This is a genomic window from Pseudoalteromonas sp. 2CM28B, from assembly GCF_023161935.1.
In genome coordinates, this window is record NZ_JALNTH010000029.1 from 37,230 (window position 1) to 50,657 (window position 13,428).

Below are 13,428 nucleotides of genomic sequence, written 5' to 3' on the forward strand. Positions count from 1 at the left end.
ATGGATATTCAAACCCTGTTTAACTGGTTACTAGAGCAGCAATTATTACTCAGCATAATGCTTGGCGGGTTTATTATATGTGAGCGTTTTAGTTTAAGGCTGCTTGGCCCAGGCTTTGTGTATAAATTAGTATGCCTAATCCCCGTATCGTTACTGGTTGCAAACTTACCAAGTAACATTAAGCCACTGCAAAATAGCGCCATTAGCCATTATTTAATAACGCCTAACCAGCCCCTTATTAATAACTTAGGCCTAAATTGGGCCGTGCTTTATGTAGTGGTTAGCTTAGTGCTGTTTAGCATAGCGCTTGCTGTGCATATTCGCTTTATAAAAAACCTGCAGCTCAATTATTTAATTAATAGCGAACACACTCTAACTTCACACATTAAAACCTATACCAGTAATCATATTGCATCGCCAATGGTGGTGGGTATTTTGCAAAGTAAGCTCATACTGCCTAGTAATTACAAAACCCAGTTTGATAAAGCCACTTTGGCACTTATTTTAGAGCATGAGGCTGTGCACATAAAACGCAAAGATAACCTAATAAATGCCCTGCTGTTACTGACTACTATTTTAATGTGGTTTAACCCGCTCGCTTGGATGGCTTACGCAAGCTTTAGACGCTTGCAGGAGCTAACTTGTGATCAGCGGGTACTTGCCAATAAAACCACACACCAACACATTTTATACAGCAAAGCCTTAGTTAACTGTGCGGCAGCAACGCCCGCAGGCCTAATGGCTTATTCACACTACGGAGATAAAAAAACCATGTTACAACGACTTACCAATATAAAGCACAGTGGCAGCAGCTCTCGCTTTGCCAAAGGTGGCTTACTGCTAGTTGCAGCAAGTATTTTAAGCACGCTCGCTATTGCAAAGCAACCGCAAGCAGAGGGCGCTAAAGAAGAGCATATTTCACCAATAATTCGTATTGAACCTCGCTACCCAGCCCAAGCAGCTAAGCAAGGCATTAGCGGATCTGTGGTATTAAAATACGATATTGCCGTCAATGGCAGAACAAAAAACATTAGTGTCATTCAATCTAAGCCGTCAGACGTTTTTGATAAATCAGCTAAAGAAGCGCTGGCAAAGTGGGAGTATAAAATCTCTGAGGCAGGCTTTAATGATGTACTTGTACAGCTCGATTTTGCTATAAACAGCGAGGTTGCTAATACCGATTTAATAGAGCGAATTAAAGTATCGCATTAAAGCTAATGAGTGATGCAAGAGCACAAAGCAAGCGCCATTTTAGGCCGCTTGCTTTGTGGTTTTAACAATAAAATTAAATACTCACTACAATCATGGCAATGGCAGTGCCTAAGCCAATAAACCATACAAGCGAACGTATAATATCTAAGTTCAACCAATAAAAAATGCAATACAAAGTGCGCGAGACTATATGGGTAACCGCCAAGGTTTCGGTTACTGCATTTACCGAGTTAGTTCCCAGTACCACCGCAATAGCAACGGCAAACACTGCAAGTGATTCAAAACAATTTTGATGAGCAGCGAGCGTTCGCGCACCAAAGCCCGTTAATTTTGCTTGTTGAGAGCGCGGGTGTTTATTGTCGTATTGGCCAAGCTTTGCCATTGCAATGGCCACTGGTATTTTTGCAAAATAAGGCATTAATACAGCAAGTAATGCGCATACTACTAATGTTGTCATAATTTATTCTCTTATTTTAAAACCTAGTTATTTAACCAATACATATAACACACATACACAAAAAAGCCGCCAACACGTTTTATGACATACGCAGGCGGCTAAACAATAACATCATACTTACTATAGCTAAGTTTACCTATAAAGCAGTGCGGCATAATGTCGCAGGTGATGAATATTCACTATCACCCTTAATGCATCGCATTAATAACTAAAGATTGTTAACTTATAGACCTTATTTTTTTACCGACGACCCCTATGACCTGGATCTTTTTCACTTTTTTAGCCGCCTTTATGCAAGCATGGCGAAATGCCCTACAAAGTAAATTAAGCGCACATGCAAGTGTGGCTGGCGTAACCCTTTCGCGCTTTATTTTAGCCGGCCCTATTGCTGCAGTGTATTTGTATGGCTTGTATCAATATAAAGACACAGCCATGCCTACCTTTAATAATGCCTTTTGGGGGTTTGTTATTGGCGCAAGTGTTATGCAAATACTCGCCACCGGCTTAATGGTAAAGCTGTTTAAAATGAATAATTACGCCATTGGTGCAGGGCTTGCTAAAAGTGAGGCGTTAGTAGCGGCTATTTTAGGGGTATTGTTTTTTGGTTCTGCGCTTAGCCTTCTTGGTTGGCTGGGTGTATTTTTAGGCGCTATTGCGGTGCTTTTACTTAGCGGCATAACCAGCGTAAAACACTTTGATGCTAAAACAGCGTTACTTGGCCTTGCCTGTGGTACCAGCTTTGCCCTTACATCGCTGTGGGTGCGTGAAGCGAGCTTAAATTCAGGGTTATTGTTTCCACACTCAGCTGCATGGGTTTTACTATTTGTAATAAGCCTACAAACGCTTATATTACTTGGCTATTTATTACTAAAAGAGCCACACACTGTTGGCAAACTTTGGCAATATAAAGGCACCACTGCCGCAATTAGTACTTTTAGCTGTGTAGGCTCTATTGGCTGGTTTAGCGCGATGAGTTTACAGCACGTAGCGTATGTTAAAACGCTTGGTCAGGTAGAGGTATTTTTTACCATGCTAATTGCTGTACTTTGGCTCAAACAGCCACTTAAAAAGCAAGATACCGCGGGCTTAATACTTATAGCCATTGCCGCTGTTTTAGTAATGCTACCAAATTGAGAACATAAAAAAGCGCAGGCTTTTAAACCTGCGCTACTATAGGCTGCTTATAACGTTTAAAGCGAGTATAAAGCGAGTATAAAGCGCTCTTTTTAAGAGCTAATTTTTAGCGTTATCACACCGCAAATAATCATTAATACACCAGCAATACGGCCAAACGTGGCTGCATCACCGTAAAGTAATATACCCACTAAAAACGTACCCGCAGCACCTATTCCGGTCCATACGGCGTAGGACGTCCCCATTGATATTTGCTTTTGTGCAAGCCACAACATAAAACCACTGGCTGTTAAAAATGCAATGGCCATTACTATACCCTGCCAGCGTGTGTCGGGATTTTGTGAAATTTTTAAACCAATTGGCCAGCCTATTTCAAGCAAGCCGGCAATGACTAAATAAATCCATGCCATTAAACATCTCTCTTTTTCAAAATTACGTCGTATAAGTCTTCGCGGCGATCTTTTAAATTGCGCACCGTACCTTCGCTATGAAGAATTTTTAGCTTATCCATATCGAGGTCGCTAAATAGTAACATTTCAGTATTAGGTGTGGCTTCATTTAATGTTGCATCGTGCGGAAAAGAAAAGTCAGACGGGGTCAATACTGCCGATTGCGAGTACTGTACGTCTAGGCTTTCTACCTCAGGTAAGTTACCCACTGAGCCTGCAATAACCACATAACATTCGTTTTCGATTGCGCGCGCTTGCGCACAGTGACGAACCCGTAAATAACTATTTTTAGTATCGGTCCAAAACGGCACAAAGAGTATATCAAGCCCCTGCTTGGCTAATATGCGCGAAAGCTCTGGGAACTCTACATCGTAACAAATTTGAATACCTACACGCCCAGCATCGGTATCAAACACGGCAATTTTGTCGCCGCCTTGAATCACCCAATCATTTTGTTCATGCGGGGTTATGTGTATTTTGCGCTGCTCGTCTATTTTACCGCTACGGTGGCATAAGTAACTTACGTTATAAATTTTATCGTCTTCGGCAAGTGGCATAGAGCCGGTAATAATATTGGCGTTATATTCTATTGCCATACGCGACATCGCGTTTTTAAATGTTTCGGTATATTCTGCTAAATAGCGGATAGCTTCGGTTTGATTATTCTGATCGCCTAAACCCATAAGTGGCGCGTTAAAAAATTCCGGAAATAATATAAAATCGCTTTTGTAGTCAGATACCGTATCTACAAAGTATTCTACCTGCTTGAGCATTTCGTCAACCGACTCTACACAGCGCATTTGCCATTGCACCGCACCTATACGCACTATCGATTTAGTTGATTCGAGCACGGTGTCGGTTGGCTCGTACATTATGTTATTCCACTCAAGCAAGGTGGCGTAACCTACAGACTCTTGATCCTCCGGCAGGTACTTTTTAAGTAACCGTTTTACCTGAAAGTCGTTAGAGAGCTGAAAACTTAAAATTGGATCGTAAAGCTCTTTTTGGTCAACCTTTTCAATGTATTCCATTGGCGTCATTTCACTGCTGTGATTGTAATAACGCGGAATACGGCCACCGGCTAAAATAGCGCGTAAGTTATATTGGCGGCACAACTCTTTACGGGCATCGTATAACCTGCGCCCTAAGCGCATGCCTCGGTGGGTTTCGCTAATTGCTACATCTAAACCGTATAGCGCATCGCCGTCGGAGTCACTAAATACACGGTCGTGCCCATCGGCTATGTCTTCGTATGTGTGAGGATTTGAAAAACGCGCGTAGTCTACTTGCACGCTTAGTGCTAAACCCACCAGCACGCCATCATCTACAATGCCTATTTGTCCTTCAGGGAACTGATCTATCAACCTAAAAATAGTATGGCTTGGCCACGCGCCACCTAAATCAGGATAAGCCTGATCCATTAAGGTTTTAATTTGCGGATACTGCTCTTTTGTTAAGTTACAAATTTCTAGGTGGGTTTTTTCTGCCGACATACACAACTCCTTTGGGCATAATAAAATAAAAGCCGAATGTACGCTAAAGTACACTCAGCTTTGTATCATGTTTTTTACGTTACGCGTACTACTTTAAGCTGCGATAAAAAAGTGTAGTCACTTTCTCTTTTGGCAACCAGCCTGCGTATTCAAGGCCAAGCTCTGCCAATGGATCGGCTTTAATTACTTGCTCTAAGCTTGCGTTATTTTGCATTGCTTTTAGCATTAAATCTTTGGCTTTTTTAACAAGTTTAGCATACGTTACCAGCCCTGAACGGTCACTTACCGGCCCATGCCCGGGTATCACTATGGTGCGCTCGTCTATTTGCTTAATAACGTCATTTACGGCTGCTAATATTCCGTCAACACTGCCGCCGCTATCTACATCAACAAACGGTAAACTGCCAAAGTTAAAGTAAATATCGCCCATGTGCACTATGTTATCGTTATTAAAAAATATCACCGAATCACCGTCGGTATGTGCATGGGCGTAGTGCACTACATGGGCATGTTCGTTGTTAAAATGCAGCTTTAAATCGTGGCCAAAGCTAATGCGTGGCAAATAATCTGAGTTTGCACCGTGTTTTTCTTCTAATCGCTTATGTACGTTGTCGTGCGCAATGACATGCGCACCGGCTTTGGCAAAGTTTTCGTTGCCGCCAGTGTGGTCGCCATGATGATGCGTATTAATTACAAACTCTGCACTACCGGGTTTTAAATCGCTAATTGTTTTTTTAATGTCGTTTGAAAGCTTAGCAAATTGGTCATCAATAATGTAAATACCATCGTCCCCAACACTTGCAGCAATGTTGCCGCCTTGCCCAAATAATACGTATACGTGGTCACTTAACTTTTCAGCGGTTACTGGGCTTTCATCTGCATGCGCTGCACTGCTAAGTAATAAGCCTGTGATTAATGCAGGTAGTATTTTTTTCATTTTAGTTCTCTGTTGATTTATTAATGATTATATAGAACGTGATTAACTGTAATTTAGTTCATCGTGCTGGCTCTATCACTATTTGATGTATTAGCGTTTGTGGCAATAAAGGCGTGTGCTTACCTTCAATGTAGTCACTAAAGCCTGCACGATAAAACGCGGATAGCGGATGCCCCGACTGCCCACCGGGCACTGCCATAATGGCGTTTTCTAAATGCCCTGGTTGGGCAATAAAGCGCTGCGATGCACCAAAGCTTTTGCCTTGTACGGCGGGCATGTAGCTATCGCCAAAAGCTGGCGCTACAGGCATATTTAAAAGCTTAGCCAGTATGGGCATTTGTTTAGCAAACGGGTGCTCAATATTAAGCGCATTAACTTTACCCCACTGCCAATTTTGTAAGTTATCCCCATACTCAGCCCCAAGTGCTGTCACTGTTTGGCTAAATGCACCTAATAACTGCTCGTCCCAATTTTTATACTCAGGGTTTACCCATGAGCCCGGTCTATCCTTAATAAGCTGCCATATAGCTGGTTCTAGATCGCGTTTTACATATTTGAGCGTGGCGTCTTGCTCATTAAGTTTGTTCTCCATGCTTGCAAATACAGTATTAATTAATGTGCTGCGGTAATGTTTAACTAAGGTATAACCTACCGAGCTTGCACATGCGCATTGCTGCCAGTTTTCAAGTGCACTTATGTACTGTGCGTTTTTGGCTTTGTCTTTTTTAAGCTGATTAAGTAGCAATGTGTGCCATGGCGTTAAAAAGCGGGCTTGGTTATCAAGCTGTAGCGCGTAAAAGTCGCTCTCAGCAAAGCTTTGTTTTTCAAATAATCTATCACGAATTTGGCTTGAACGTGCGCCTAGCGCGTACCCGCCATTGCCAAAGCGTGCATTATCAGTGGCCGACACCACGCGCGAATTACCTGTCCATAATCGCCCATTTTGCGGGTTTTTAACATAAGGGCGCTGATGCTCATTTTGCTGCCAGTCGGGTGAGTATTCGCTTGCATTAACACTTAGCTCGCTCGGTGTTTTACGTGCAGGTATAGCGCCAATATGTTGCCATGCGGCACTGCCTTGGCTATCTACCACCATTAAATTTTGTACCGGAATACCCACATCGCTTGCCACATCTAGCGCATCATCTACACTAGTGGCTTGCTCTAGTTTTAGCAGATCCATGTTTACAGCATAAAGTTGGTGTGCAGCCCAGCTAAGTGCATAAGGCTGTTTATTTATATATTTTACTGGGCCATATTCGCTTAACGTTAATGGGGAGTTTTCTACCTCATCATTTGGCAGCGCTATTGGCTCATTTACTTGCCATGTTTTATTATCGTTACTTAAAGCAACCCAATCGGCCGTGTCTATGTAGCCGTTAGTAAAGCCCCAGGCAATTTTATTATTTGTACCCACCACAATAGCGGGTGCGCCAGGTAGCGATACGCCAGTTACCTGAGCTTGCTCGCCATTTTGTGTGTAGTTAAGCTGCGTCCTGTACCAAATAACCGGCACCGCCATAGATAAATGCATATCATCAGAGAGCATGGCTGCTCCCGTTTGGGTATGCGCACCGGTTACTGCCCAGTTATTGCTGCCGCGCTCTTGGTTTGCCTGAATATTTTTAACCGTGTGCTGTGCTTGCTCTGGAAGTTGAGGAATGGTGCCTGTAAACGGGGCAAGTTTACTGCCATCAAGCGCTGCTTGGTATTGGCTAGGTTGTGTTAAAAAATCAACCATGTGTTGTCCGTATGCTTGCTCAATATGTATGAGCGCTTCATCTCGCTCAAAGGTGGCACTTTGCAAATCAAGGTACATGCTAAATATAACTAATAGGCTATCTTCACTTTGCCATGGTTTTTGCGCTCCGCCTGTAAGTAAATATTCAAAGCTTGCAAAGCCAACTTGTGCCAGCCCTTCGTTTACACCTTGGGCGTAGCTGTTTAATAGTTGTTTATCACTTTCGGGTAAGGTGTTTAATATAGCGCGGCTGCGTTTTCGCAATTGATGAAAGCGCATTTTTTTATCAAGCCCAAGGGCCGCTTTACCAAATAACTCACTAAGCTCACCGGCGGCGTTACGTCTTAATAAATCCATTTGAAAAAAACGGTCTTGCCCATGCGTATAGCCTAATCCGTATGCGGCGCTATTGCGGTTTTCTGCCTTTATAACCGCCTGCCCTAGTGCATCACGCGAAATAGTAACCGGCTTATTAATTGCTGTACTTTGGCCTTTACCATCAAGTGTGGGCATACTTAAACTTAATACGCCATACACAAGCGCTGTACCAGCTAACCCTAAAACCACAACGAGTAACACTAGCCATTTGATTACTTTAAACATTAATTTGTCCTTTGCACCATTTGTTGCACATATAATAACCATAGTTTTATTAAATAATAATGTTCTTACTCGCAAAGGGTGAAATAAACATCAAAATCCACGATAATAGCCATTCCACATTTTGTGCAGATCTAGTTGAGACTCATATGACTGAAAAAACATTTATCAAAGGTAAAGACCGCGACCTAGAATCGTCTATCTCTACCATGCAAAACAAGTTAAAAGCGCTAAACATCAATGTTGAAGAAGCACTTTGGCTTAACCCTGTAGCTAACTGTTATTCAGTTCATATAAAAGACAGCGACTGCGGTGTAATGTTTACCAATGGTAAAGGCGCAACCGATAAAGCATCTATCGCCTCTGCGTTAGGTGAATACTTTGAACGATTAAGCTGTAATTACTTTTTTGCCGACTTTTACCTAGGTGAAGAATTTGCAAACAGCGACTTTACTCATTATCCAAACGAGAAATGGTTTAAAGTTGAAGGCAATGAAGTGCCAGAAGGCATAATGGACGAGAGCCTCTGGGATTACTTTGACCCAGAGCGTGAGCTTAATGCCTCACACCTTTTTGACTTTAACTCAGGTAATAACGAGCGCGGCATTTGTACATTGCCATACACACGCCAACGCGATAACCAAGACGTATACATTCCGGTAAACGTAATTGGTAATATTTTTGTTTCTAACGGCATGAGCGCAGGTAACACTAAATTTGAAGCACGCGTACAAGGGCTATCAGAAGTATTTGAGCGCGCCATTAAAAACCGTATTATCGCAGAAGGTATTTGTTTACCTATCGTCCCTGAAGAGGTTGTAAAGCAATACCCTAAAATTCACGAGGCGTGTGAAGAGCTACGCAGCCATGGTTTTCATTTACGTATTGCCGATGCATCACTAGGCGGTAAATACCCTGTAATGAGCGTAACGCTTATTAACCCTGTTGATGGCTCTGTGTTTGCCTCATTTGGTGCTCACCCATCATTTGAAGTTGCCCTTGAGCGTACGGTTACCGAGCTACTGCAAGGACGTCGCCTTGATCAACTTGATGTGTTCCAACCAGCTACTTTTGATAACGATGAAGTTGCAACGCCTGAAAACATTGAGCTGCACTTTATCGACTCAAGCGGTTTAATCTCGCATGACTTTTTCCGTGCCGACGCCGACTTTGACTTTGTTCATTGGGACTTTAGCGGTACAACAGAGCAAGAATACAACTTCTGTACTGACTTAATTCACAGCATGGGCCACGACATTTACATTATGGATTACACACACTTAAACGTGTATGCATGTCGTATTTTAGTACCAGGTATGTCAGACATTTACCCAGTAGATGAACTAATTTGGCGTAACAACAACGAAGGCGCTAAATTCCGTGAAGCATTCCTATCGCTTGATCAGTACGATGCGCAGCAATGGATGGACATTTACGACAGCCTAGAAGAAGCAGGCCACAGCGATATTATTCGTGCTGCTGAATTTATTGGCCTTGCCACCGATGCCGATACACCATGGCATACACTGCGTATTGGTGAGCTTAAAGCGCACTTATGCTTAGCCGCAGGCAACGAAGAAGCCATTGATTGGGTAGACTGGATACTACACACAGGCCAAGTAAACGAAGATGCAATGCGTCACTTCCGCTGTTTAAAAGCCATTCTTGAAATTAAATACGATGACGAGCGTGAATACGCCGACTACCAAGATGCACTGGGTTTAATGTTTGGCAGCGATAACGTAACGCTTGCAATTGAAATAGCAGAAGGCCGTAAATTATTTAATGGTTTAACCTTCCCAGGTTTATCGCTTGAAGGCTTTAAAAAGCATGCAGCACTACTTGATGGTTACCGTAAGTTACATGTCGCTAAGCAAAACCATTGGGCACGTGAAGTAACCGACGCTTAATAGTTAAACTACTAATTATAAAAATAAAACGGCGCTAATTTATCAGCGCCGTTTTTATTTATACAATAAATTAGCTATAGTTAAATTGCCTAAAATAACAGCATGACTTAGCCAATGCCGCCAAAAAATAACAACAAAAAAAACACTATTAGCAACTATAAGCTGACCTTTTGGTTATCGCTTACGCTAATAATATTAGTGAGCATTGTGTTAGATAGAATTAACTACAATCGCGCAAAAGACGCCCACCGCCTACAAATTTTATCTCAAGTAAGTACATACCGTGCACAACTAGAGGCCACCTTGGTATCAAACATTCAGCTAGTTCGTGGATTAGCGGTTGCTGTATCAGCTGAACCTGAGTTACAACAAGCACGGTTTGAGCAAATTGCCGCGCCTTTGTTTAAAACCTCCAGTGAGCTGCGCCATATTGGTGGTGCGCCCGACATGATAATTCGTATGTCTTACCCACTAAAAGGTAACGAAAAAGCCATTGGCTTAAACTTTTTAGAAAACAAAAACCAGCGCCTAGACGCCATTAGAGCCCGTGATACCAATACTATTGTTATGGCAGGGCCACTTAAACTGGTTCAAGGCGACATTGCCCTTATTGCCAGAGTGCCTGTTTATATTCCGCCTGAAAACCGCTTTTGGGGGTTATTATCGGTAGTGCTCGACATTGAAAAAGTATACAAAAACTCAGGCATAAAAGAGCTTGAAAAAAACTACAACATTGCTATTCAAGGGCGTCATGGTTTAGGCAAAAAAGGCGAGTTTTTTTATGGCAATAACAATATAACCTCACAAGAGCCGCTTGACTTTACGCTTAATTTTCAAGGGGGAAGCTGGCAATTATACGTAGCCCCTAAAGAAGGTTGGAGCCCTGCACCTTCAACTATATGGCCGCTTAGAATCGCCATTATAATTATTTGCGGATTACTAATATGGGCGTTCTTATTCTTTTTAAAAATGCTAAACCGCCAGCAACAAAACGAAAAAATGCTGGAGGCAATGAGTGACCTTGCCCAAATTGGGGCGTGGTCATTTAATTTAGAAACCAAACAAGTGTATTGGTCAGATATGACCAAAAAAATCTTTAAGTACCCGCTAAACAAAGAGCCTACTTGGCCTACAAATTTAAATTACTTTAAAGCCGGTGAAAGCAGAGAACGTATCACTCAACTGGTTGAATCTGCAATTAAAGAAGGCAAAAGTTACGAAGCCGAACTTGAAGTTATTGACTCTGAAGGGCGCGAAATGTGGGTGCTTATTCATGGTGAAGCTGAGCGCAAAAACGAGCGCTGTGTAAGAATATTTGGCTCATTGCAAAATATTGATACCCGTAAGCGTATTGAGCTTGAAAACAGCAAAATTGCCCTACATAACGAAATTTTAGCGTCGCTTACAGCCAACGACCTTATTTTAAGTGGCCAATTAAGCCAATCTAAACAAGTTATTACTGAATCTATTTGCCATGCATTAAACATTGAGCAAGCCAGTATTTGGTTTTTTAATAGCTCAAAAACCTCATTGAGTCCTATAGCATCCCATAATATTGAAAACAGAATGGGTAATAATAATGCGGTTTGGCTTAAAAAAGAGGCGCCAGATTTTTTTGAAGCCATAGAAAAACACGCAGTGTTTAGCACCAGTGATGCCCAAAATCACCCACTACTAAACCCCCTTAAAGCGCATTACTTTGCGCCGCTCAATATTAATGCCATGCTGTGCGCAATCATACCGGCGGGAAATGGCACCATTGGCATAGTATGCGCTGAGCAATGTGCTTCAATGCGCCCGTGGTCACGTAACGAAGAAAGCTTTTTAATTGCTGTAGCCGCCCTCGTGGGCAGCTTGCATTCAAGTCAGCAACGTATTGAAACAGAGCAACAGCTAGTCACCGCCAAAGAGGCTGCAGAGCAAGCAGTAATGGCTAAAAGTGAATTTTTAGCCAGTATGAGCCACGAAATAAGAACCCCCATGAACGGCGTACTGGGCATGCTAAATATTATCAAGCGCACCCAGCTCAACCAACAGCAAGAGCACCATATTGAGCTTGCACAATCTTCAGCTCAGTCGCTGTTAAATATAATTAACGACATTTTAGACTTTTCTAAAATTGAAGCAGGTAAACTTGATATAGAAAATGTGCAATTTAACTTACCTAAATTACTTGGTGAAGTTGTTGAGTCGTTTGCGCTTAAAGTGGAGCAAAATAATACCAATCTCATTTTAGATGCCACCCAAATTACTATCAGCGAAATAATTAGCGATCCGAATAGGTTGCGTCAAATTTTAAATAACCTGATTGGCAATGCCGTTAAGTTTACTATTGATGGGCAAATTCTGGTGACCGCGCAGATAGATGAAACCACCGATGGCAGTTTTTTACATTGCTCTATTATTGATACCGGCATAGGAATAGACGCAGAAAAACAAAAAACTTTATTCGACTCATTCACTCAGGCCGATGCCTCAACCACCCGCCAGTTTGGCGGCACAGGCCTTGGCCTAGCTATTGTTAAGCAGCTTTGTGAACTCATGGAAGGCGAAGTAAGCGTAACCAGCATGCTAAATGAAGGCAGTACTTTTTCGTTTTCTATAAAAATACAGCCACGTTTAACTAAAGCGCAAGATTTACCCAGCCACTTAATTAATAACAAACATATTTTAATTATTGATGCCTGCACACTTAACGCCAATATTGCCGCCAAACAATTACGCGTTTGGGGCGCACACGTTAATATTTTAAATGACTATAGCGGCATCATTAATTATTTTGATAACTGCGATACCCAGCCAGATGCATTGCTAGTCGATTATCATTTTTTTGAGCAAGCTGCACACCCACAAATAAATACATTAAAAAACCGAGTAACCACCAAGCAAAGCAAACTGGTTGTTATGGCTCCAATGAGTTATTCGCAAGAGCATAACAACATTGGCATAAATATAGACTGCCTGATATTTAAACCGCTTACTCCGTCAGATTTATTTGATTCACTCACTAACGATAAATACATTGAGCAACAACAGCGCCAAGCACAACTGCAAAATGAGTTAACCGAAAAGCCCAAAGAAATATCAGCGCACGCGCAAGTGCTTTTAGTAGAAGATAACAAAGTAAATCAGGTGGTGGCCTCAGCGTTGTTAAAACAAGTTGGGCTTACCTTTGATATTGCGCAAAACGGCCAAGATGCACTAGATAAGCTAAACAGCAGCCAAGACAAAAAATACCAGTTAGTTTTAATGGACTGCCAAATGCCCGTGATGGATGGCTACCAAGCCACGCAAGCTATACGCGAAGGCAAAGCGGGTAAGCATAATAAACATATTACAATCATTGCTTTAACGGCAAACGCAATGCAGGGCGATAGAGAGAAGTGCCTCGATGCAGGAATGAACGATTATTTAACCAAACCTTTAGATTCCGCAGCACTAGAGCCTAAATTACAACAATGGCTTGGTACACAATAAAGGTGTAAGCTAAAAATA

At 42.1% G+C, this 13,428-nt stretch carries 9 protein-coding genes; 4 read left to right on the top strand and 5 right to left on the bottom strand.

The genetic code is table 11. From position 1 onward, the window contains the following. Positions 1–1,212 (top strand): TonB family protein, encoded by a 1,212-nt coding sequence (locus tag MTN96_RS26990; protein ID WP_248533346.1) that lies wholly within the window; start codon positions 1–3, stop codon positions 1,210–1,212. 73 nt (positions 1,213–1,285) lie between these two features. On the opposite strand, the gene MTN96_RS26995 is transcribed toward MTN96_RS26990, so the two are convergent. Further along, positions 1,286–1,669 (bottom strand): MAPEG family protein, encoded by a 384-nt coding sequence (locus MTN96_RS26995; RefSeq protein WP_121636797.1) that lies wholly within the window; start codon positions 1,667–1,669, stop codon positions 1,286–1,288. A 255-nt stretch (positions 1,670–1,924) separates the two neighbouring features. On the opposite strand from MTN96_RS26995, the gene MTN96_RS27000 reads away from it, so the two are divergent. After that, positions 1,925–2,803 carry a DMT family transporter gene (locus MTN96_RS27000; RefSeq protein ID WP_171036168.1) on the top strand — a complete coding sequence of 293 codons (879 nt, stop codon included), beginning with the start codon at positions 1,925–1,927 and terminating at the stop codon, positions 2,801–2,803. Between the two features lie 92 nt (positions 2,804–2,895). On the opposite strand, the gene MTN96_RS27005 is transcribed toward MTN96_RS27000, so the two are convergent. The 4 genes from MTN96_RS27005 to MTN96_RS27020 all read right to left on the bottom strand — a co-directional run bounded on the left by MTN96_RS27005 (position 2,896) and on the right by MTN96_RS27020 (position 8,026). Continuing rightward, positions 2,896–3,213, bottom strand: a complete 318-nt coding sequence (locus MTN96_RS27005; RefSeq protein WP_248533348.1) for a multidrug efflux SMR transporter — start codon at positions 3,211–3,213, stop codon at positions 2,896–2,898. Next, complete coding sequence (locus MTN96_RS27010; protein WP_029773759.1) at positions 3,213–4,745, bottom strand: bifunctional GNAT family N-acetyltransferase/carbon-nitrogen hydrolase family protein; 1,533 nt, start codon at positions 4,743–4,745, stop codon at positions 3,213–3,215. Before MTN96_RS27010 ends, MTN96_RS27005 begins: the two co-directional genes overlap by 1 nt. 88 nt (positions 4,746–4,833) lie before the next feature. Continuing rightward, positions 4,834–5,682 carry an MBL fold metallo-hydrolase gene (locus MTN96_RS27015; protein ID WP_248533350.1) on the bottom strand — a complete coding sequence of 283 codons (849 nt, stop codon included), beginning with the start codon at positions 5,680–5,682 and terminating at the stop codon, positions 4,834–4,836. A gap of 58 nt (positions 5,683–5,740) precedes the next feature. Then, positions 5,741–8,026: a penicillin acylase family protein gene (locus MTN96_RS27020; RefSeq protein WP_248533352.1), complete on the bottom strand. Its 2,286-nt coding sequence runs from the start codon at positions 8,024–8,026 to the stop codon at positions 5,741–5,743. Between the two features lie 146 nt (positions 8,027–8,172). On the opposite strand from MTN96_RS27020, the gene ycaO reads away from it, so the two are divergent. Continuing rightward, positions 8,173–9,933 (top strand): 30S ribosomal protein S12 methylthiotransferase accessory factor YcaO, encoded by a 1,761-nt coding sequence (ycaO, locus tag MTN96_RS27025; RefSeq protein ID WP_064384538.1) that lies wholly within the window; start codon positions 8,173–8,175, stop codon positions 9,931–9,933. Between the two features lie 114 nt (positions 9,934–10,047). Next, positions 10,048–13,410, top strand: a complete 3,363-nt coding sequence (locus MTN96_RS27030; RefSeq protein ID WP_248533353.1) for an ATP-binding protein — start codon at positions 10,048–10,050, stop codon at positions 13,408–13,410. The last annotated feature ends 18 nt before the right edge of the window (positions 13,411–13,428 follow it).